Raw genomic sequence first — 20,236 nt, forward strand, 5'->3', positions numbered from 1 at the left:
CGGCCGGAGCCCCGGACACGGCTCCGCCGGCCGGGTCCACGGGGACCCGGCCGGCGGAGCCGGTGACGGGAGGCGGAGTCCGAGGGCGCTGGAGGACTCAGCGCTTCAGCTCGTGCTGGAGCTCGGCGAGCTCCTGGCCACCGGCCATCTCGGCGGTGAGCTCCTCGAGCGTGACCTCCGAGCGCTTCTTGTCCAGCACCCGGCGACCGAGCTTCAGGATGATGAAGTGGTCGCCCACCAGGTAGGCGTGGTGCGGGTTGTGGGTGATGAACACGACGCCGAGGCCGGCGTCACGGGCCGCGGCCGTGTACTTGAGCACCACACCGGACTGCTTGACACCCAGCGCGGCGGTCGGCTCGTCGAGGATCAGCACCCGGGCACCGAAGTAGACCGCGCGGGCGATCGCGACGCACTGCCGCTGACCGCCGGAGAGGGTCCCGATCGGCTGGTTGATGTCCTTGACCGTGATGCCCATCTTCTTGAGCTCGGTGTCGGCGATCTCGCGCATCGACTTGATGTCCAGCGGGGCCAGGGGGTACCTGCCCTTCCGGAGCTCCGAGCCGAGGAAGAAGTTCCGCCACACCTCCATGAGCCCGACGACGGCGAGGTCCTGGTAGACCGTGGCGATCCCGGTGTCGAGGGACTCGCGGGGCGAGGAGAAGTGCCGGTCCTCCCCGTGGACCTTCAGGGTGCCCTCGCTGTGCGGGTGCAGGCCTGAGATGATCTTGATCAGGGTGGACTTGCCGGCGCCGTTGTCCCCCAGGACGCAGGTGACCTCGCCGGCGTTGACCGTCAGGTTGACGCCCTCCAGCGCGCGGATCGCGCCGTAGGCCTTGCCCACGCCCTGCATCTCGACGAGGGGTGTGCCCTTCGTCAGATCGGACGCAGCGTGCTCGGCGATGGTGTCGGTCATGTCACTTCCTCTGTGCCGCGTAGTTCTTGATGTACAGGTTGACCAGGACGGCGAGCAGCAACATCACGCCCAGGAAGGTGCGGAACCAGTTCGGGTCCCAGCCGGCGAAGACGATCCCCTGGGTGGTCATGCCGAAGATGACCGCGCCGAGGGCCGAGCCGACCGCCGAGCCGTACCCGCCGGTGAGCAGCGCGCCGCCGACGACCGCGGCGATGATGTAGACGAACTCGTTCCCGACGCCGATGCCGGCCTGGACGGAGCTGAAGTTCATCAGCAGGTGCATCCCGAGGAACCAGGCGAGGAAGCCGACGGCCATGAACAGGCCGATCTTCACCTTCTTGACCGGTACACCGACCGCCCGGGCGCTGGCCTCGTTCCCGCCGGAGGCGAAGATCCAGTTGCCGACGCGGGTGCGCAGGAGCACCCAGGTGCCGATGGCCACGAACAGCACCCACCACAGCACCGTGATCTTCAGCGTGATGATGCCGAGGTCCACGTCGGAGGCGAAGACCGCCCGGGCCGAGGAGAAGCCGTCGAGCCGGCTCACGTTCGGGGAGGCGACCGCTCCGGTGATCAGCTTGGTCACGCCCAGGTTGATCCCCTGCAGGACGAAGAACGTGCTGAGTGTGACCAGGAAGCTCGGGATCCCGGTGCGCACCACCAGGTACCCGTTGAGGAAGCCGATCGCCAGCGCCACGACGAGGCTGACGATCACGCCGACCCACACGTTGAGACTCAACTGGTAGCAGAACATCGCCGCGGTCAACGCCGCGGTCGTCACTGCCACACCGGAGGAGAGGTCGAACTCGCCGCCGATCATCAGCAGTGCCACCCCGACCGCCACGATCCCGATCGTGGAGCTGGCGTAGAGGTAGGTCGACGCCGCCGGGAGGGTCCGGAACGTGGGCGCGACCGCGTAGAAGAAGGCGAAGATCGCGACGGCGGCGGCAAGGGCGCCGACCTCGGGTCGGGCGAGGACGCGGGAGAGCAATGACTTCTGGACCCGCGCCGGGCCGGCCGAGCCCGGCGGTGGGGCGGACGGTGCGGAGGGCTGTGTCGCCACGGACGAGCTCATGTGCCTGCTCCAGGGGGCGTGAGGGGAGGAGGGGGAGCCGGGCACTGACCCGGCTCCCCCGCGAGCGGGACTACCGGGTGTTGTTCTCGGTGTAGGGCTGGATCGCGTCGATGTTGCTCGAGTCGACGATCGACGGACCGGTCAGGACCGGACCGCCACCGCCGATGTCGTTGCCGTTGGTCAGGTTCAGCCACAGCGAGGTGACGGCCATGTAGCCCTGCACGTAGGGCTGCTGGTCGACCGAGAACGCGATGCCGCCGTCGGCGATCTGCTGGGCGACGTCGGCGTTCAGGTCGAACGTGGCCACCTGGGCCTGGCTGCCGGCGTCGGCGATGGACTGCTGCGCGGCCAGGGCGATGTCGGCACCCAGGGCCACGACGTTGGCCACCGACGGGTCCTGCTGCAGCTTGGCGCCGATGGTCTGCTGCACCGACGGCAGGTCGCGGCCGTTGACGTAGAGGACCTCGGTGCCGGGGCTGGTCTTCGCCACCCCGGCGCAGCGCGTCTCCAGCTGGACCTGCCCCTGCTCCTGGATGACGCACACGGTCTTACCGGGGTTGTCCTGGCTGATCTTCGCGCCCACGGCCTGGCCGGCGAGGTCCTCGTTCGAGCCGAAGTACATGAGCAGGCCGTAGTCGAGGTACGCGTCGCCGCCGGCGTTGAACGCCACGGTCGGGATGCCTGCCTCGACCGCGGCCTGGGCGGCCGGCCCGATGGCGTCGGGGTTGGGCATGGTCACCGCCAGGCCGTCGACCTCGCTGCTCACCTGGTTCTGGATCAGGGTCGCCTGGTTGCCGGCGTCGGGGTCCTGCGAGTAGTTCAGCGTGATGTTGTGGTTCGCCGCGGCCGCTTCCGCGCCGTTGCGGATCTTGTCCCAGAACGTGTCGCCGGGGGCCTCGTGGGTGATCATCGCGATGGTGTACTCCTCGCCCGCGGCGGCACCCTCGCTCCCCTCGTCCTGAGCACCTCCCCCACTGCTGCACGCGGCGAGCGCCGTGGCGGCGGCGGTCACGGCCACCACCACCTGGAGCGATCTACGGGTGGTCCTCATCAGCGTCTCCTCGTCCGGGTGGCCACCCCGCCGGCGGCCGCGGGCCTGCCCAGTCACCGGACGCCGACCCCGACGGCGCGATCCTCATGTCTGGACATATGAACATGAGGAATGTGACACGGCCCACCATGGTCGTCAAGGGTCCTCCTCGTCCGCCGTGGCGCCCAGCCCCGGGAGGAACCCAGGTGGGACGCCTGTTCAGCCGGCCGGGACGTCGACCCGGACCCCGGCGGTCCGGGATGCCTCCAGCGCGTCGAGGACCGTCGCCGCGCGCACGGCATCGAGCAGGCCGGCGCCGTGCCGCTCGCCCGTCGCGACCGAGATCAGCGCGTCGCGGGCCTCCACGACCTTGAGGTCGTCGTAGCTCATCGCGTTGCCGGGGCCGGGCTGGAAGGCGGCGTAGTCCCCGGCCCCTGGCCCGACCAGGACGGTGCTGACCGCCTGGTCCTGCGGAGCCGACCCGGAGCTGACCTGCAGCTCCCCCATCCGGCGGAAGTCCCACGCCAGGCGCCCTGCGCTGCCGTGCACCTCGAACCCGTAGGCGTTCTGCTCCCCGACCGCCACCCGGCTGGCCTCGAGCACCACCCGCGCCCCGGAGGACAGCCGCAGGAGCGCGGACACGTAGTCGTCGTTCTCGACCTGCGCGGGGACCCCGGCGGTCACCAGCTCGTGCCCGGACGTGGGTCCGGTCGGCCGCAGCCGCTCGGGGACGAAGACGGCCGTGTCGGCGAGCACGGAGGTGACCTCCGCGCCCAGCACGTGCCGGACCAGGTCCACCGCGTGCGAGGCCAGGTCCCCGAGGACGCCGCTGCCACCGCGGGCCCGTTCGTACCGCCAGGTGAACGCGCCTCCCGGCGCTGCGGCGTAGTCGCTGAGGAAGGCGAACCGGGCGTGGGTGACGCGCCCGACCTCCCCGGCCGCGACCAGCCGGCGGGCCAGGGCGACCGCGGGCACGTGGCGGTAGTTGAACCCCACGGTGCCCTGGACCCCGGCCGTGGCGACGGCGGCCGCCACCGCCCGGGCGTCCTCGGCGGTGGTCCCCACCGGCTTCTCGATCCACAGGTGGCGGCCGGCCTCGGCGACGGCGACGCCGAGTTCCCGGTGCAGCCAGTTCGGGGCGGTGACCGACACGAGCTCCACCCGGGGATCGGCGAGCAGCCGACGCCAGTCCGTCGTCGCCGAGGCGAACCCGAACTGCTCGGCGGCCTGCTCGGCCCGGCCGGGCACGTCGTCGGCGACCGCCACCAGCTGCGGGACGACGCCGAGATCCGGGAAGTGGTGACGCACCCGCGCGTAGGCCTGGGCGTGCACCCGGCCCATCCAGCCGAAACCGACGACGCCCACCCCGACGGGACGCGCGCTGCCCGGTCCTGACCCGCTACCGCCCACATCAGCCTCCTCGGCCCGTGCGGGCGGAGTCTGGTTCCGCCCCTCTCCTCGGCCAGCCCGCGCGACCGACTCCCGCGCTACCTCCAGCGGTCGATGAACCCGATCGTCGCGGTGTCGACCTCGGCGGGGTGCGAGGCGCTGAGGAAGTGCCGGCCGCCGTCGACGACGCGCAGCTCGGCGTCGGGGCTGTTGACGAAGAGCCCGATCTCCTCCTCGGCGTTGGCGACGGAGTAGACCGGGTCGGCGGTGCCGTGCATCCACAGGACCGGGCACCGCACGCCGTCCAGCCGGCCGTGCAGGCCGTCGCGGTCCCGCAGGTTGACCGCGCAGAGCCGGAGGCGCTGCCGCCCCGCGTCGCCGGCGTAGTTCTGCCGGTGGGTCGCGTGCCAGAACGCGCGCTCCTCGGGCGGCACGTCCTCGCCGAGGCCCTCGGTCAGGACGGCGTCGACGAGCCCGGCCGGGACCACCCAGTCCTCGCCGACCTCCTCGGCGAGGGCGTCGATGGCCGGCGTGTTGAAGCCGATCCCGTCCCAGCACCCCAGGTCGCGGCTGCGCTGGCTCTCGTAGTCCATCGACGTGCCGAGCAGGATGATGCCCGTCACCCGCTGGGGGGCGAGCACCGCCATGCGGGCCGCCACCCACCCGCCCTGCGACGTGCCCAGGACGAACGCCTCGGGGATGCCCAGCGCGTCGAGGACCTGCAGGCCGGCGATGGCCGAGTCCCAGTAGGTGAACTGCTCGTACGAGGCCCGGGTCCGGCCGTGGCCGTAGGGCTCGAGGGCGAGCAGGTTGGCGGCGGCGCCGAGCTGCTCGTCGGCGAACTGGGGCCGGTACAGCTCGGCGGAGGTGCTGAACGAGTTGACCATGACCAGCGTCGGGAGCGAGGCGTCGTAGGGCCCGCCGAGCCGGTAGCCGATGGTCGAGGTGCCGAGATGGGGCACCGTGATCGTGTCGACGCCGCTCATGATCTCCCCGTCGTCAGGGACCGGCGGACCGCGGGCCGGCCGCAGCCGTGGTGGCCCTGGTCATCGTGGTCCCGCGCCCGTCACCGGTCAATCGCCCGCTGAGGACGCGGCCACCGGGCCGGCGAGGACCGGCACCCGCCCGGCGACGCGGCTGTCACGCTGGACTCCGCGCCCCGGTGTGGGGAGGGAGGTGCCGGCATGCCGCTCCCGGACCCGCCGCGCTCCCGGGCGCTGGGCTGGGCGGACGTGCCCGGGCCGGTGCGCGAGGCGATCACCGACTCGGTCGGGGCGCCCGTCGTGTCCGCCCAGTCGCCGCCGGGTGGCTTCACCCCCGGCGTCGCCGCCCGGCTGCTGCTGGCCGACGGACGGCGCTGCTTCGTCAAGGCCGCCTGCGCCTCGTACGGGGACTGGGTGCCGACGGCCTACCGGCACGAGGCCGCGGTCAACGTGCACCTGCCACCCGCGGTCCCGGCGCCGCGGATGTGGACGCACCTCGAGGACGGGGACTGGGTGTGCCTGGTCTTCGACGACGTGGCCGGGCGCTTCCCGTCGCCGTCGTGGGACGGCGGGGACCTGACCCGCGTCCTGGACGCCCTCGACCGCAGCGCCCGGGCCCTGACGCCCAACCCGGTGCCGGCCGCCGCTCCGGTCCGGGACGCCTTCGCCGCGGTCCTCGGTGGCGCCTGGGAACGGCTCGGGGAGGACCCCGGGCTCCCGGACGCCGATCCCTGGGCCGCCGCGCACCTCCCGGCCCTGGTCGCCCGGGAACCGCACTGGGCCGACGGCGTCGACGGTCCGACGCTGCTGCACCTGGACCTGCGCCGGGACAACATCCTGCTCACGCCGACCGAGGCGGTGTTCGTGGACTGGGCGTGGCCGGCCGTCGGGGCGGCCTGGCTGGACCTGGTGTGCTTCCTGCCGACCGTGGCCGCGACGACCGCCCGCCACGACCTCGACGCCGTCCTCTCCTCCCGCGCCGCGGGCCGGGCGGCACCGCCGGCGGCGGTCGACGCCTTCCTGGTCGCTCTCGCCGGCTACTGGCGGGCCGGCTCCCTGCTGCCCGCCCCCGACCACGCCCCGCTGCTGCGCCGCGAACAGCGGCTCGCCGCCGACGGCGCCGTCCGGTGGCTGCGGGCACGGGCCTCCGGCTGGTCCTCACCGCCCGTGTCCCGGTGACACCTGCCCGGCGCGGCCTCGGGGGACGGCGAGGAGGCCCCGCCCTGCCGCAGCGGCCGACCGCCGGGCGCGCTCACGCGGCGACCGTAGGCTGGGATCACCGGACCGAGGAGGCGACAGGGGATGGCGGCCGACGACGGCGCGGACGCGCCGCAGTCCCAGACGCTCGACCGCGGGCTGCGCATCCTCGAGCACCTGGCCACGGTCGCCGCCGCCCAGCCGGTCGCCGAGGTCGCCCAGTCCGTGGGCCTGCACCGCTCGATCGCCTACCGCCTGCTGCGCACCCTGGAGGACCACCAGCTCGTCGAGCGGGACCCCGCCGGGCACTACCGCCTCGGCCTGGGCATGGCCGCGCTGGCCCGCGGCGTGCGCACCGACCTGCAGACCGCGGCACTCCCCCAGCTCGACGCGCTCGCCGCCGACCTCGGGATGACCGCGTTCCTCGTCGTCCGCGCCGGGGACGAGGCCGTCACGGTGGCCAGCGTCGAGCCGCACGACACGGCCGCGCACGTGGCCTACCGCCCGGGCACCCGCCACCCGGTCGGGCAGGGCGCTCCCGGGCTGGCGCTGCTCATGCCCGAGCCGCCGTCGGCCGACGACCGTGCCGCGCTGCGGGAGGCGCGGCGGGTGGGCTGGGCGAGCTCGCACGGTGAGGTGATCCCGGGCCTGCGGTCGATCGCGGCGCCCGTCCTCGGGCCCGACGGCGGCGCCCGGGCCGCCCTGGCCGTGGTCCACGTGGACGACCGCGCGGACGTCCAGCGGATCGGCCGGGCCGTGGCCGAGGCCGCGGCGACGGTGACCGCCGCCCTGTCCTGACCGGTGCGCCGTGCGGTCAGGCACCCGCCGTGGTCGGGTCCCCGGCGGTGCCCTGGGGTGGGGCCTGCAGGGCGTCCTGGCCGCCGGCCGACACGACGCCCGGGCGGCCGCGGCGCGCGACCGCGACGGTGAGGAAGGACGTGGCCACGCCGGTGGCCAGCGCGCCGAGCGCCCAGGCCGGACCCGTGCGCTCGATGCCCAGCACGCGGTCCAGCGAGAGGTCGCCGGGGCCGGTCTCGGCCAGCGCCGTCACCGCACCGATGAGGACGGCGTTGTACTCCCACCCGCCGTTGGCGTTCCACGGGCCGTTGGGCAGGTGCACCTTGCGGATGGCGGTCGTCATCACGCCGGTGATCGCCGAGGCGGCGAGCGGCGTGGCGAGCCCGGCGGCCAGCAGCGCGCCACCGGCGGTCTCGGTGGCCCCGGCCAGGGCGGCGTGCACCTTCGCCGGCCGCATCTCCAGGGCCTCCATCATGCCCTCGGTGCCGGCGCGTCCCGGGCCGCCGAACCAGCCGAAGAGCTTCTGCGTGCCGTGGCCGACGAACAGCCCGCCGATGAGGAGCCGCACTCCCAGGCGTCCAACGCTCATGTCTCCTCCTCGTGTCCGGATGACCAGGTGACCACGCCCCGGCCGTGTCGGCATCCGGGGCTCCCATGATGGAGGGCAGGTGCGCCGGTCGGTGGGGATGCCGTCCCGTTACCGCGAGCGACCGACCCACCGGGACGGCGGCCCGCGCGGAGGACCGTTGTCCGGCGCCCCGCGAGGGAGGACGCTCGGCGGCGCGGCGATGCCGCAGGGGCACCGCCGCCGGTCCGAGAGGAGGGCGGCATGTACGCCCGATCCACCACCATCCGCGGCAACCCCGGCTCGCTCGACGACGCCATCGCCTACGTGCGGGACGAGGTCTGGCCGGCCGTGCAGGACATGGACGGCTGCGTCGGCCTGTCGATGGTGTGCGACCGCGAGACCGGCCGGTGCATCGCCACGTCGGCCTGGGAGGACCGGCCGGCGATGCAGGCCAGCGCCGAGCGCGTGGACCCGATGCGCCGGCACCTGATGGACCGCTTCGGCGCAGGCGAGGACCTCGAGGTGCGGGAGTGGGAGATCGCCGTCCTCCACCGCGAGCACCCCGCCGGGGACGGCGCCTGCGCGCGGATCACCTGGAGCCGCGGCGACCCCGGCAAGGCCGATCAGGTGCTGGACATGTACCGCACCAGCCTGATGCCGCGGATCCAGGAGATGCCCGGTTTCTGCAGCCTCAGCCTGCTCGTCGACCGGGACAGCGGCCACGCCGTCGGCACGGTCGTCTTCGACGGCCGCGCCCACCTGGAGCAGACGCGGGAACAGGCCCGGATGCTGCGGGAGGAGGGCGTGCAGATCCTCGGCATCGACGTCCTCGACGTCGCCGAGATGGACCTCGTCCTCGCCCACCTCCGGGTGCCCGAGACCGTCTGACCCGGGCACGCGCGCTCCGCGGGGCCCGGCCCGCGCCGGGCCCCGCGGAGCGCCTGGGGCGCGGCGCCCCCCGGAGCCGGCACACCGGCGCAGCCCCGGGTGCGCGGCACCGCCCGGCCAACGGGACCTGACCGTCCGTCGACGGCACGCCGGTGACCGCTCCACCGCGGCGGCTGTCGTTGCCGCCGGCGGTCACCGACGGGACCATGACACCCGCACGGGGGCCGAGCTCGGGAGGCGCCGTGCCCCGTTACCTCTTCATCGGCAGGTACTCAGCGCAGGGCTCGAAGGCGGTCCTCGCGGCCGGTGGCACCGCTCGCCGCGCCGCCATCGAGAAGATGGTCTCGGACCTCGGCGGGCGGGTGGAGAGCTTCGACTTCGCGTTCGGGTCCGACGACGTCTACACGATCGTCGACCTGCCCGACACCCGGACGGCGACCGCCATCGCGCTCGCGGTGAACGGCAGTGGCGCCATCAGCCTGCGCACCGTCGTCCTCACGACCCCCGAGGAGGTCGACGCGGCGGGCCAGGTGCACCCGGACTACCAGCCGCCGACCGCCTGAGCGCTCCCGACGGAGCCGACGACCTGCGAGCAGGCCCGGGACCGGCCGGCGACACGGGCTCGATCGGGCACGCGAGCGGCTGTCGGCCGCCGCGTGCCCGATCGTCCGGCACGAGCCGACGGCTCAGGCCGACAGCCGGTCCACCGCTCCCGTGCTGAGCATCAGTCCGGCCGTGGTGAGCGCGGCCAGCAGCCGGTCGGCCCGCTCGCGGAGCAGTCCGGAGGCCGCCGCGTCGAGGACCTCGGATCCGTCGTCCAGGCACCGTGCGAGCAGGGCCAGGATCTCGGGCGGGGGTCCCGCAGCCGGCCGCCGGGGGGCGGGGATGCGGGTGACCATCCCGCAGGGGCAGGCCCCCCCGCTCCTCGGGGCCAGGTGGTTTCCGCCGGAGCACGTGCCTGGTTCGAACATCGTCGAACTCAACTCCTCACTGAGCCTGGCCCCTACGCCGTCCGTGATGGGCCGGAGCACGAGAATCCCGCCAGTCACTCCCGTAACAGCGCGCGCCACACCTGTGCGTGTCCATGTCGTGACTTTGCACACAGCTCCCTTCCCGTCCGGTGCGCCGGTGGGGACACCCGGTGGACACCGAGCCACGGCGGCGAGGTCTCATCGTCGTCGTCCAGGGGTTGACGTCCCGGTGGAGGTGCAAGCGCGCCCTGCGCCGGGAAGGAGACGTCGACAGCGGGACGGACGCCCGGCACACGACAGAGACGAGGGTGGAGATCGTGAGTGACGCAACCGGTACCGGTGGACTGCAGGTGGACCCCGCGCTGCGCGACTTCGTGGCCGACGAGCTGCTGGCCGGGCTGGACCTGGAGCCCGCGTGGTTCTGGTCGACCCTCGCCGAGCTGGACGAGCGGTTCGCGGGGCGGGTCGGGCAGCTGCTGCGCCGCCGCGACGAGCTGCAGCAGCAGATCGACGACTGGCACCGGGAGCACGGGGCCGGTGACGTCGAGGCACTGGAGGCGTTCCTCACCGAGATCGGGTACCTGCTGCCGGTGGAGGACCCGACGGTCCGGGTGACGCGCGTGGACCGGGAGATCGCCGAGGTGCCCGGCCCCCAGCTGGTGGTGCCGGCGACCGTTCCGCGCTACGCCCTGAACGCCGCGAACGCCCGCTGGGGCTCGCTGTTCGACGCCCTCTACGGCACCGACGCCCTCCCGTCGGACCACGAGCCGGCACCCGGCTACGACGAGCGCCGCGGCGCGCAGGTCATCGCCGAGGCCGACCGCCTGCTCGACCGCTTCTTCCCGCTGGCCGAGGGCAGCCACGCCGACGTCGTCGCCTACCGGGTGCCCTCGCCCGGTGAGCTCGCCGTCGAGACGTCCGCGGGGAGGACCGGGCTGGGCGACCCGGCGCAGTTCGCCGGGCACCGGCCCGGGGACGGCGACCGTCCGGCCGCGGTGCTGCTGCGCCGGAACGGCCTGCACCTGGAGCTGACGATCGACCCGTCGACGCGGGTGGGGGGCCAGCACCACGCCGGGGTGTCCGACGCCGTGCTGGAGTCCGCGGTGAGCACCATCGTGGACCTGGAGGACTCGGTCGCCACGGTGGACGGCCCGGACAAGGTCGGCGCCTACCGGACGTGGCTGGGGCTGCGCACCGGCGAGCTGACGGCGACGTTCGGCAAGGCCGGGCGGACCGTGACCCGCGAGGTCCACGGCGACCGCACCTACGTCGGGGCCGACGGCGAGGAGCTGACCCTGCCCGGCCGGTCGCTGCTGCTGGTGCGCAACGTGGGACACCACATGCGCCTGGACGCGGTCCGCACCGCGGACGGCGAGCCGATCCTCGAGGAGGTCCTCGACGCCCTCGTCTCCGCGACCGCCGCGCTGTACGACCTGCGCGGGCAGTCCCGGTTCACCAACACCCGGACCGGCAGCGTCTACGTCGTCAAGCCGAAGATGCACGGCCCGGACGAGGTGTCCCTGTCGGTCGAACTGCTCGCCGCCGTGGAGCAGGCGCTCGGCCTCGAGCCGACCACCCTCAAGATCGGGATCATGGACGAGGAGAAGCGGACGTCGGTCAACCTGGAGGCCTGCATCGCCCGGGCGGCCGACCGGGTGATCTTCGTCAACACCGGCTTCCTCGACCGCACCGGCGACGAGATCCACACCGACTTCGAGGCCGGCCCGGTGGTCCGCAAGGACGACCAGCGGTCGCAGGCCTGGCTGACGACCTACGAGGACCGCAACGTCGACGTGGCGCTGCGCGCCGGGTTCGCCGGGCAGGCGCAGATCGGCAAGGGCATGTGGGCCAAGCCCGCGGCCATGCGCGAGATGCTCGACACCAAGGGTGGGCACCCCAGGGCCGGCGCGAACACCGCGTGGGTGCCCTCGCCGACCGCGGCGACGCTGCACGCGCTGCACTACCTCGAGACGGACGTGCTCGCGGTGCAGCAGGAGCTCCGGAACCGCCCGCTGGCCGACCGGCGCGGCCTGCTCGTGCCGCCCGTGCTCCCGAACGGCGGCGCCGACCTGCCCGAGGAGGAGAAGCGCCACGAGCTGGAGACCAACGCGCAGTCCATCCTGGGCTACGTCGTCCGCTGGGTCGGGCTGGGGATCGGCTGCTCGACCGTCCCGACCCTCGAGGGGGTCGGCCTGATGGAGGACCGTGCGACGCTGCGGATCTCCAGCCAGCAGATCGCGAACTGGCTGCACCACGGGCTCGTCGAGGAGGGCCAGGTGCGCGAGACCTTCGCCCGGATGGCCGCGGTGGTCGACGAGCAGAACGCCGACGAGCCGGGGTACCAGCCGATGTGCGCCGACCTGGACGGCAGCCCGTCGTTCCAGGCCGCACTCGACCTCGTCTTCTCCGGACGGCGGGAACCGAACGGCTACACCGAGCGGGCACTGACCACGTGGCGGCAGCGGGCCAAGGCGGGCGAGGGCGACGGCGAGTCACGGGCCCGCGAGGCCGTCGTCGCCGACGGTGCACCGAGCCCGGCGCCCTGAACCGGTCCCGTCCGCCGTCGCCACCGTCCGCACCCGACCAGGAGGAGCCGCCATGGCCATCGACCTGCAGACCGCCCGCACCGTCATCGAGGGAGCGCGGGCAGCCGCCCGCGACGAGGGCCTCAAGCCGCTGACCGTCGTCGTCCTCGACGCCGGTGGACACGTGGTGGCCGTCGAGCGCGAGGACGGCTCGTCCACCAAGCGGTTCGAGATCGCGTTCGGCAAGGCCCACGGAGCGATCGCGCTCGGCCTGGGGTCCCGGGCCCTCATGGCGCGGGCCGAGCAGCAGCCCTACTTCATCGCCGCCGCGACGGCGGCCGTCGGGGGCTCGCTGATCCCGGTCCCGGGCGGCGTGCTCGTCCGGGACCCGTCCGGGACGCTGCTCGGCGCCGTGGGCGTCTCCGGGGACACCTCGGACAACGACGAGGCCGCCGCCGTCGCCGGCATCGAGGCGGCCGGTCTGCAGGCGCAGCCGGACTGAGCGCCCGGGCTCCGGTCGGGGACCACCCGTCCCCGGCCGGAGCCCCCGCACGTCCCGGGCGACGACGCGGCTGACCGCACCGGTGGAGTGACACCCTCGGTCTCGGCGCCGGGTCCGACCTGGGTCCCGTGCGCCGGTCACCTCTGGTGGTCGGAGCCGTCCGCCTGGGAGACCACGGGCGTCAGGAGTGGACCGCCAGGTAGAACGCGCGGTCCGCGAAGTTGCCGGCGTCGTCCCGCGTCGTGACGAACACACCGTTGGGGATGCCGGCGCGGGGTGCCAGCGCGATCCCTCCTCCCGGTGGGACGAAGGGGGCGGTGAACCCGGTGGTGGCCACGTAGGCGGACCCGGTCACGTCATGGGAGAAGACCACCTCGTACCCGCCCGCGAACAGGCGTTGAGACGACACGGCGTGGAACCCACGAGTCAGTGAACCGTTCGCCTCCACGACGGCGAAGAAGGTCTGCGCCGTCGGTGGCATCCCGACGACCGTGGCAGGGACCAGCGCTGCCGTGACGTCCGCGCTCGCCGGTGGCTGCTCCTCGACGTGCAGCTGCTCGGGCTGGGTCATGGTGTGGATCCCCTTCGGGGTCGTGGTCCCGGGTGGGTGCCCGGTCGGCTCGGTGGAGTCGTCGCGGGACTCGATGGTGGGTGGCCGGCATCACGACGCCGTCACGGACGAGTCGCCCTGCCCGTCACCGATCCACGACGTGGCCCCAGCGGCGGCAGCGGGGACTCGCCGCGAGGGCGAGCTGGCCGCCCGGACCACATCGGCTGCGCCGAGGGACGAGCGGGACCGGTGTGCTCGTCGATGACGGGGAGTGGTGGACGTCTGCGGTCAGGGTGACGACGCGGCCGGCCGCCTCCGGCTGTTCACCCCGGTGCCACCGCTCGGCCCTCCCCGCGCCGCCGGACGTGCTCGTCGCGCCGTCAGGGTCCGCGGGACCGGGGGCGGCTGTGGCCCCCCGGCCGAGCAACGGAGGACCCCCCGCATGCGCGGTAGGCACTGGACTGCTGCCGTCGTCATCCCCCTGGCCGGCGCGCTCGCCGTCGTCCCGACGGCAGCACAGGGCAACGACGACGCCGGCACGTCCGGTCGGCACCAGACCGGCAACATGATCTTCATCCACCCCGACGGCTCGGACGTCGCGCTGTGGGAGCTGGCCCGCATCTACTGGCACGGGCCGGACTCGGTCAGCAACTGGGACCAGCTCGACGTGGCGGTGCCCTACCGCGGGCACGCGGCCGACGTCCTGACCACGTCGTCCAACGGCGGCGCCACCACCCACGCCTTCGGTGTCAAGGTCGACGCCCCGGACTCCTTCGGCACCGACTCCGGGGCGGCGGACGTGCTGGCCGGCGACGCCACCGAGCCGCGCACCATCGACGCGCTGTCCGGGTACGCGGGCAGCTGGCTGCGCGAGGCCGGCAACGCCGGCCTGCCCATCGGCGTGGTCAACGACGGCGACGTCGCCGAGCCGGGCACCGCCGCCTTCCTCACCGAGGTGACCGAGCGCACCGACGCATCGGCGCTGGAGATCGCCCGACAGCTGATCCAGGGCCGCCCCGGCTTCGACGACGACGACGCCGACCCAGCGGTGATCATGGGCGGTGGCGAGGACCTGTTCTTCCCGGTGGGCACGCCGGTCTGCACGCAGGAGGACATCGACGAGGCCACGGCCGGTGACGGGAACCCGGTGGCCACCATCCCGCTCGACTGCGTGGTGCACCGCGCGCCCGGCGACACCCTCGACGACGACGGCCCCTCGGCCACGGGCGGACTGCGCACCGACGGGGTCGACCTCGCCCAGGCGGCCGCCGACGAGGGCTACCTGGTCATCCGCACCCGCGCGGAGTTCGAGGCACTGACCGACGCCATCGACTCCGGTGCGGTCGACCCAGCCGAGACCAAGGTGCTGGCCCTGTTCGCCAGCCAGGACGTCTTCAACGCCGTGGCCGAGGAGGAGCTGATCGACGCCGGCCTGGTCGACGACGGCGTCCCGGCCGGGGCCAAGGAGACCAACCTGGTCCTCTACGGCTCCGAGCCGGGCACCCCGGGCCACCAGCCCCCGACGGCACCGGAGATGGCCGAGGTGGCCACCACCATCCTCGACGCGCACAGCGAGCAGGCCGGCAAGCCCTTCGCCGCGGTGTGGGAGGTCGAGGGCACCGACAACATGTCCAACATCGACAACGCTCCCGGCACGCTGCTCGAGGCCCGCTACGCCGACGAGATGATCGGCGTCGCCCGCGACTTCCTCGACCGCGACCCGGCGACGACCATCCTCACCGCCGCCGACGGCACCGCCGGCGGCATCCAGGCGCAGACCTACGACGTCGACGAGGAGGTCCCCGCGACCGTCGAGTCGATCGACCTCAACCCGGGCGAGGAACTGCTCACGGACGCCGAGGAGCCGGCGGTCCCGCAGAACCCCCTGGACGGCCGGTACGGGCGCGGCACCGAGCCCTTCCTCTCCGAGCCCGACCAGTTCGGCCAGCGGCTGCCCTTCGCGGTGGCCTGGACCAGCACGGCCGACCTCACCGGTGGCGTGGTCACCCGCGCGGAGGGTCTGCACGCCGACGTCGTGGGCGAGGCCCTGTCGGCCCGCTTCGACAACGTCGACGTCTACCGGGTCGCCTACCTGACGCTCTTCGGCGAGGCACTGGCCTACCCCGACGGGCAGGTCGCCCCGACCCGGCCCGCCCCGCAGGGCACCGAGCCGGGCCGACCCGACCCCGAGGTCGTCGTCGACGCCCTCACCGCCGGGGAGGACGGACGCGGCTGACCCCGCCGGCACCCCGTGACCGAGGTGCCCTGAGACACCGGACCGTGTGGCCGGGACCCACCGGGGTCCCGGCCACACGGCGCTCCAGGCGGTCGGTCGGGCCGCGCGGCGGGTGGCGGCAGAGCTGCGGGACCCGGCGAGGCCGTCCTCGACGCCCCGGTCCCTGATTCGCTACGGCCGGCGCCCGGGCCGGAGGACCGCCACGGCCTGTCGCGCCGCGTTAGTGTCCGTCATGGCGACCCGGCGTGCGCTGCTCCTGATCGCCGACATCGGCGGCTACACGGAGTACATGCAGTTCCACCGCAGCATGCTCGGGCACGCGGAGGCGGCCACGAGACGCCTGCTCGACAAGGTCGTCGACGCCGCGCGCGACTTCGACCTGGTCGAGATCGAGGGCGACGCGGCCTTCCTGTCGCGCGACGCCCAGGGGTCGGACGGAGCCGCCACGCTCTCCGCCGTCACCCGCGCAGCCGTCGCCATGCACCGCGCCTTTCACGCGCAACGCCGGCTCATCGAGCTCAACATGTGTCCCTGCCGCAGCTGCACGCGGACCAGCGCGTTGAAGCTGAAGTTCGTCGCGCACGTCGGGGACGTCGCCACCCAGACGATCCGGCGCCGGAAGAAGCTGGTCGGCGTGGACGTGATCTACGTCCACCGGCTGCTCAAGAACCCCATCACGGTGCCGGAGTACCTCCTCGTCTCCGACGACCTCTTCCGCAACGGTGGCGCCGCGTCCGCAGACCTGGTGATCCGGGAGATCGCCCAGGACCTGGAGGGCATCGGACGGGTGCAGACGTTCTACGTCGACGTCGAGGACATGGCCGCACCGCTCGAGCCGCCGGCCGATCCCTCCTGGCGGCTGCGCATCGGCGCCACCTTCGACATGGTCGGCCGGGGCCTGCCGCACGTCCTCCCCCGCCGACGCCCCCGGGCCGTCGCTCCCGCGGGCTGAGGTCCCGGCGGTCCCGGACGGCGGCCGCTACTCGACGGGCCCGGACGTCGGCCGCACGCCGCGTCACCATCCGCACCGGGGAGCTCGCCCGGGCCGTCGCGGTGCGCGAGCCGGAGGCCACGAACACCGAGAGCTCACCGAGCAGCGACCCCGGACCGAGCGTCGCGATGACCCGGCCGGCCTTGACGACCTCGACACTGCCCTCCAGCACGGCGGCGACGCCGTCCGCCGGGTCGCCCTCCTCCGCACGGTCCTGCCCGACCGCATGGAGCGGTACTTCTCGACGGCGATGTTCGACGACGTGACGGCCGAGCTCTGGTGCTCGGGGAGGGGCAGGTCCAGCTCCCGCTCCGGCAGGACCTGGACGGAGCAGGCCCGGATCTCGTGGCCGACGAACCGCGTGACGTCGGTGGCACGCGCTCACCCGTGCGACGGTGCCGGCGCAGCCCCCCTCGCGCGATCCCGCTGTTAGCGTGCGCGCGTGCCCGGCTCCTACCGCGAGGCCTGGGCATCGGTGGCCCACAACCGCAACGTCCGGCTCGCTCAGCTGTCGTCGCTGTCGGCCTGGACCGGTGAGTTCCTGTTCCTCTCGGCGATGACCGTGTACGCGTTCGACGAGGACGGCGCGGCCGGCGTGGGCCTGGTCGGGTTCCTGCGGGTGCTGCCGGCGACGGTCGCGCTCCCCTGGCTGGGCGCGCTGGCCGACCGGGTCTCGCGCCGCCGGCTGCTCGTCGTCGCCTGCGCGCTCCGCGGGGCCACCGCGGCAGGGGCTGCGGTCCTCACCGGCCAGCCGGCCGTCGTGTACACGCTGCTGACCCTCTCGACGGTCTGTCACGCCGCGTACCGGCCGGTGCTCGCCGCCCTGTTCCCCACGCTGTGCACCACGCCGGGAGAACTGGCCGGCGTGAACGCGGTCCGGGCCATCCTCGACGGGGTGGCCGCGCTGGCCGGTCCGCTCGCCGCGGCCGCACTCCTCGCGGCGTACGACGCGGCCGCCGCGTTCGCCGCGGTGGCCGTGCTCGCCGGCGTCGCCGGCGTGCTCGCCGCCGGGCTGCGCTACGAGTCGCTCCGCCCTGCGGCAGCCGAGCGGCCTGCCGACCGGGCCGGTGTGCTCGCGGACGTGGTCGAGGGCCTGCGCGAGCTGCGTCGACGCCCTCGGGCGCTGGACGTGATCGTGTTGGGCGGCGGGCAGTGCCTGGTCCGCGGCGCGCTCACCGTGCTGGCGGTGGTGGTGGCCGTGCAGGTCACCGACCTGGGCCGCCCCGGGGTCGGGGTCCTCTGGGCGGCGTTCGGGGTCGGCGGACTCGCGGCGGCCATGGCGTCGATCGGCGCCGCCGGGAGCGCCCGGCTCGGCACGCTGTTCGGTGCCGGGATCGCGGGGTGGGGTGTGCCGATCGTCCTCATCGGCCTGCTGACGGGCAGTTCCGTGGCGGTCGCGGCGTTCGTGGTCATCGGCGCCGCCAACGCACTGGTCGACGTCACCGGCTTCACGCTGCTGCAGCGACTCGTCCCCGATCGGACGCTGGCGCGCGTGCTCGCCCTGACCGAGGCCGTGTTCTCGCTGGCCATGGCGCTCGGCTCCCTGACGATCCCGTTCGTCATCTCCGCGCTCGGCGACACCGGTGCGCTCGTCGCCACCGGGTGCGTCCTGCCGCTGGCGGTCGTGGTGCGCTGGGCAGGGCTCCGGGCGATCGATGCGGACATCGACGCTCGGAAGGACCGGATCGTGCTGCTGCGCCGGGTCGCCATGCTCCGCCTCCTGCCCGTCCCGGTCATCGAGAGCCTGGCGCTGCGCCTGCGCAGGACGCGTGTCCCGGCGCAGACCGACGTTTTCCGGAAGGGTGACCCCGGCGACGGGTTCTACGTCATCGAGTCCGGCCGCGTGGCCGTGATCGACGACGGGCGCGAGATCCGCCGGCTGGGCCCCGGCGACGCGTTCGGCGAGATCGCGCTGCTCCGCGCGGTTCCGCGAACGGCGACCGTCCGTGCCCTCGAGGACACCGAGCTCGCCACCCTCAGCGGTCCTGAGTTCGTGTCGGCGATCACCAGCTTCTCCGCCACCTCCTCGACCGCCGAGCAACTCGTCAGCGGCTACCTCTCGGAGGACCGGCAGCGGCACGCGGGTCCACCGCGAGCCGACTCCGACCGCGGACCAGGCCCTCGGTGAGGACACCCTGCAGCGCTGCGGCCGGAGGTTCGGCCCGGACCGCCCGGTCACCCTGTTGGCGGCGACCTCCCTGACCGTCGCCCTGACCCGGCTCGGCGAGGCGGAGGCGGCGGACGCCCTCGCACAGGACACGCTGGAGCGCTGTCGTCGAGCGCTCGGGCCCGACCACCCGATCACGCACCAGGTCGCGCGGGTGACCAGCGACGTCATGCCGGCCACCGGTGACCCTGCGGCCGTGGACCGCACGAGCCGTCCTCGGTGACCCTCGCTCTCCCGGTGCACGCCGAGGCGAGGACGGCCAGTGGACCGACGTCTGGACCCACGACAGCGTCGAGCAGGCCGGAGCGGCTGACGCGAAGGCCGCCGACATGCCGGAGTCCGGCCGAATGGCGGCCGTCAGCGAGGTCGTCGCCCGTCGATGTCACCGCGCCCACCTCTTGTGCCGCGCACCACTCCTCCGTACCGTGGACCCGGTAAATGAACGTTCTGTTCGCTTATCGAGCAGCAGCAGATCGGGGGATCCCCTCATGGCAGCCAAGCCCTTCGCCTCTTCTGCCGATCTCGGCGTGAAGGAACAGACCCTCGAGGTGCTCGCCGACGGCGTGTACGCGCTGACCGCCGAGGGCGACCCCAACCTCGGCGCCGTCGAGGGCGAGGACTTCCTCGTCTGCTTCGAGGCGCTGGCCACGCCGGTCGCCGCCCGCCGCTGGCTGGCCAAGCTGCGCGAGCACACCGACAAGCCGGTCCGCTACCTGGTGCTCAGCCACTACCACGCCGTCCGCGTGCTCGGCGCCAGCGCCTTCGACGCCGAGGTGATCGTCAGCTCCGAGCAGACCAGGCACCTCATCGCCGAGCGCGGCCAGCAGGACTGGGAGAGCGAGCACGGCCGCATGCCGCGGCTGTTCGAGGAGCCGGAGTCCATCCCCGGCCTCACCTGGCCGACGATGACCTTCCGCGACCGGCTGACCATCGAGCTGGGCGGGGACCGCGGCGAGCTGGTGCTGGAGTTCCTCGGCCGCGGCCACACCGAGGGCGACATCGTCGCCTGGCTGCCGAAGCACGAGATCCTCTTCGCCGGCGACCTGGTGGAGTCCCAGGCCGCGCTGTACACCGGCGACGCGTTCCACTTCGACTGGGCCGCCGGGACCCTCGACCGGGTCAAGGCGCTCGGTGCACAACAGCTGGTCGGCGGCCGCGGCAGGATCGCGCGCGGCCGCGAGGAGGTCGACGCCGCCGTCGAGCAGACCCGCGACTTCCTGCTCACCATGCAGCGGACCGTCGGCGACGTGCACCGCGCCGGCGGCACCCTCAAGCAGGCCTTCGAGGCCACCCACGCGGCCCTGGCCCCCCAGTACGGCGCGTGGCCGATCTTCGAGCACTGCCTGCCCTTCGACGTCTCCCGGCTGTGGGACGAGTTCTCCGGCACCGAGCGCCCCGTCATCTGGACCGCCGAGCGCGACCGCGCCGTGTGGGACCAGCTGCAGGGCTGAGG

At 73.8% G+C, this 20,236-nt stretch carries 19 protein-coding genes and 1 pseudogene; 11 read left to right on the forward strand and 9 right to left on the reverse strand.

What is annotated here, in order from left to right; translation table 11 throughout:
• Nucleotides 1-97: 97 nt before the first annotated feature.
• The 5 genes from JOD57_RS01355 to JOD57_RS01375 form a co-directional block, all read right to left on the reverse strand.
• Nucleotides 98-913 carry an ATP-binding cassette domain-containing protein gene (locus JOD57_RS01355; protein ID WP_204690262.1) on the reverse strand — a complete coding sequence of 272 codons (816 nt, stop codon included), beginning with the start codon at nt 911-913 and terminating at the stop codon, nt 98-100.
• 1 nt (nt 914) lies between these two features.
• Nucleotides 915-1,988, reverse strand: coding sequence for an ABC transporter permease (locus tag JOD57_RS01360; protein WP_204690264.1), 1,074 nt, complete (start codon nt 1,986-1,988; stop codon nt 915-917).
• 70 nt (nt 1,989-2,058) lie between these two features.
• A complete protein-coding gene (locus JOD57_RS01365; RefSeq protein ID WP_204690265.1) occupies nt 2,059-3,039 on the reverse strand; it encodes a substrate-binding domain-containing protein in 981 nt (326 codons plus the stop codon).
• A gap of 198 nt (nt 3,040-3,237) precedes the next feature.
• Nucleotides 3,238-4,383 carry a Gfo/Idh/MocA family protein gene (locus tag JOD57_RS01370; protein ID WP_307824361.1) on the reverse strand — a complete coding sequence of 382 codons (1,146 nt, stop codon included), beginning with the start codon at nt 4,381-4,383 and terminating at the stop codon, nt 3,238-3,240.
• Between the two features lie 122 nt (nt 4,384-4,505).
• Nucleotides 4,506-5,393 carry an alpha/beta fold hydrolase gene (locus JOD57_RS01375; protein ID WP_204690266.1) on the reverse strand — a complete coding sequence of 296 codons (888 nt, stop codon included), beginning with the start codon at nt 5,391-5,393 and terminating at the stop codon, nt 4,506-4,508.
• A gap of 198 nt (nt 5,394-5,591) precedes the next feature.
• On the opposite strand from JOD57_RS01375, the gene JOD57_RS01380 reads away from it, so the two are divergent.
• Nucleotides 5,592-6,569: a phosphotransferase family protein gene (locus tag JOD57_RS01380; protein WP_204690267.1), complete on the forward strand. Its 978-nt coding sequence runs from the start codon at nt 5,592-5,594 to the stop codon at nt 6,567-6,569.
• Nucleotides 6,570-6,692: 123 nt separating this feature from the next.
• The gene (locus tag JOD57_RS01385; RefSeq protein ID WP_204690268.1) at nt 6,693-7,385 is read left to right on the forward strand and encodes an IclR family transcriptional regulator; all 693 of its coding nucleotides are present in this window, start codon (nt 6,693-6,695) and stop codon (nt 7,383-7,385) included.
• A 16-nt stretch (nt 7,386-7,401) separates the two neighbouring features.
• Here JOD57_RS01385 and JOD57_RS01390 read toward each other — a convergent pair whose 3' ends face one another.
• Nucleotides 7,402-7,974 (reverse strand): DoxX family protein, encoded by a 573-nt coding sequence (locus JOD57_RS01390; RefSeq protein WP_204690269.1) that lies wholly within the window; start codon nt 7,972-7,974, stop codon nt 7,402-7,404.
• A 240-nt stretch (nt 7,975-8,214) separates the two neighbouring features.
• Here JOD57_RS01390 and JOD57_RS01395 point away from each other — a divergent pair, with 240 nt between their 5' ends.
• Nucleotides 8,215-8,841: an antibiotic biosynthesis monooxygenase gene (locus JOD57_RS01395; protein ID WP_204690270.1), complete on the forward strand. Its 627-nt coding sequence runs from the start codon at nt 8,215-8,217 to the stop codon at nt 8,839-8,841.
• A gap of 242 nt (nt 8,842-9,083) precedes the next feature.
• Nucleotides 9,084-9,404 carry a GYD domain-containing protein gene (locus JOD57_RS01400; RefSeq protein ID WP_204690271.1) on the forward strand — a complete coding sequence of 107 codons (321 nt, stop codon included), beginning with the start codon at nt 9,084-9,086 and terminating at the stop codon, nt 9,402-9,404.
• A gap of 123 nt (nt 9,405-9,527) precedes the next feature.
• Here the strand turns inward: JOD57_RS01400 and JOD57_RS01405 are convergent, their stop codons facing one another.
• Complete coding sequence (locus JOD57_RS01405; protein ID WP_204690272.1) at nt 9,528-9,740, reverse strand: hypothetical protein; 213 nt, start codon at nt 9,738-9,740, stop codon at nt 9,528-9,530.
• A gap of 389 nt (nt 9,741-10,129) precedes the next feature.
• Here JOD57_RS01405 and JOD57_RS01410 point away from each other — a divergent pair, with 389 nt between their 5' ends.
• Together JOD57_RS01410 and JOD57_RS01415 are read left to right on the forward strand one after the other, a co-directional pair.
• A complete protein-coding gene (locus JOD57_RS01410; RefSeq protein ID WP_204690274.1) occupies nt 10,130-12,358 on the forward strand; it encodes a malate synthase G in 2,229 nt (742 codons plus the stop codon).
• A gap of 52 nt (nt 12,359-12,410) precedes the next feature.
• Nucleotides 12,411-12,839, forward strand: coding sequence for a GlcG/HbpS family heme-binding protein (locus JOD57_RS01415; RefSeq protein WP_204690276.1), 429 nt, complete (start codon nt 12,411-12,413; stop codon nt 12,837-12,839).
• A 181-nt stretch (nt 12,840-13,020) separates the two neighbouring features.
• On the opposite strand, the gene JOD57_RS01420 is transcribed toward JOD57_RS01415, so the two are convergent.
• The gene (locus JOD57_RS01420) at nt 13,021-13,410 is read right to left on the reverse strand and encodes a hypothetical protein (protein ID WP_204690277.1); all 390 of its coding nucleotides are present in this window, start codon (nt 13,408-13,410) and stop codon (nt 13,021-13,023) included.
• A gap of 421 nt (nt 13,411-13,831) precedes the next feature.
• Here JOD57_RS01420 and JOD57_RS01425 point away from each other — a divergent pair, with 421 nt between their 5' ends.
• Complete coding sequence (locus tag JOD57_RS01425) at nt 13,832-15,625, forward strand: alkaline phosphatase (protein WP_204690278.1); 1,794 nt, start codon at nt 13,832-13,834, stop codon at nt 15,623-15,625.
• Between the two features lie 232 nt (nt 15,626-15,857).
• A complete protein-coding gene (locus JOD57_RS01430) occupies nt 15,858-16,577 on the forward strand; it encodes a DUF2652 domain-containing protein (protein WP_204690279.1) in 720 nt (239 codons plus the stop codon).
• Nucleotides 16,578-16,635: 58 nt separating this feature from the next.
• Here JOD57_RS01430 and JOD57_RS27170 read toward each other — a convergent pair.
• Nucleotides 16,636-17,100: pseudogene (locus tag JOD57_RS27170) on the reverse strand (cyclic nucleotide-binding domain-containing protein); the annotation flags it as partial.
• On the opposite strand from JOD57_RS27170, the gene JOD57_RS01440 reads away from it, so the two are divergent.
• The 3 genes from JOD57_RS01440 to JOD57_RS01445 all read left to right on the forward strand — a co-directional run bounded on the left by JOD57_RS01440 (nt 17,059) and on the right by JOD57_RS01445 (nt 20,234).
• Entirely contained in the window at nt 17,059-18,744 is a 1,686-nt protein-coding gene (locus JOD57_RS01440; RefSeq protein ID WP_204690280.1) for an MFS transporter, read from the forward strand. The pseudogene JOD57_RS27170 and the gene JOD57_RS01440 overlap by 42 nt on opposite strands.
• A gap of 55 nt (nt 18,745-18,799) precedes the next feature.
• A complete protein-coding gene (locus JOD57_RS24985) occupies nt 18,800-19,006 on the forward strand; it encodes a tetratricopeptide repeat protein (protein ID WP_239568032.1) in 207 nt (68 codons plus the stop codon).
• 265 nt (nt 19,007-19,271) lie between these two features.
• Nucleotides 19,272-20,234, forward strand: coding sequence for an MBL fold metallo-hydrolase (locus JOD57_RS01445; RefSeq protein ID WP_204690281.1), 963 nt, complete (start codon nt 19,272-19,274; stop codon nt 20,232-20,234).
• Nucleotides 20,235-20,236: the final 2 nt, after the last annotated feature.

This window comes from Geodermatophilus bullaregiensis, assembly GCF_016907675.1.
In the GTDB taxonomy this organism is placed as follows: Bacteria; Actinomycetota; Actinomycetes; order Mycobacteriales; family Geodermatophilaceae; genus Geodermatophilus; species Geodermatophilus bullaregiensis.

Bases quoted from the DNA above. Each gene is read 5' to 3' on its own strand.
- JOD57_RS01355 (WP_204690262.1), bottom strand. From the start codon at position 913: ATGACCGACACCATCGCCGAGCACGCTGCGTCCGATCTGACGAAGGGC.
- JOD57_RS01360 (WP_204690264.1), bottom strand. From the start codon at position 1,988: ATGAGCTCGTCCGTGGCGACACAGCCCTCCGCACCGTCCGCCCCACCG.
- JOD57_RS01365 (WP_204690265.1), bottom strand. From the start codon at position 3,039: ATGAGGACCACCCGTAGATCGCTCCAGGTGGTGGTGGCCGTGACCGCC.
- JOD57_RS01375 (WP_204690266.1), bottom strand. From the start codon at position 5,393: ATGAGCGGCGTCGACACGATCACGGTGCCCCATCTCGGCACCTCGACC.
- JOD57_RS01380 (WP_204690267.1), top strand. From the start codon at position 5,592: ATGCCGCTCCCGGACCCGCCGCGCTCCCGGGCGCTGGGCTGGGCGGAC.
- JOD57_RS01385 (WP_204690268.1), top strand. From the start codon at position 6,693: ATGGCGGCCGACGACGGCGCGGACGCGCCGCAGTCCCAGACGCTCGAC.
- JOD57_RS01390 (WP_204690269.1), bottom strand. From the start codon at position 7,974: ATGAGCGTTGGACGCCTGGGAGTGCGGCTCCTCATCGGCGGGCTGTTC.
- JOD57_RS01395 (WP_204690270.1), top strand. From the start codon at position 8,215: ATGTACGCCCGATCCACCACCATCCGCGGCAACCCCGGCTCGCTCGAC.
- JOD57_RS01405 (WP_204690272.1), bottom strand. From the start codon at position 9,740: ATGGTCACCCGCATCCCCGCCCCCCGGCGGCCGGCTGCGGGACCCCCG.
- JOD57_RS01415 (WP_204690276.1), top strand. From the start codon at position 12,411: ATGGCCATCGACCTGCAGACCGCCCGCACCGTCATCGAGGGAGCGCGG.
- JOD57_RS01420 (WP_204690277.1), bottom strand. From the start codon at position 13,410: ATGACCCAGCCCGAGCAGCTGCACGTCGAGGAGCAGCCACCGGCGAGC.
- JOD57_RS01425 (WP_204690278.1), top strand. From the start codon at position 13,832: ATGCGCGGTAGGCACTGGACTGCTGCCGTCGTCATCCCCCTGGCCGGC.
- JOD57_RS01430 (WP_204690279.1), top strand. From the start codon at position 15,858: ATGGCGACCCGGCGTGCGCTGCTCCTGATCGCCGACATCGGCGGCTAC.
- JOD57_RS01445 (WP_204690281.1), top strand. From the start codon at position 19,272: ATGGCAGCCAAGCCCTTCGCCTCTTCTGCCGATCTCGGCGTGAAGGAA.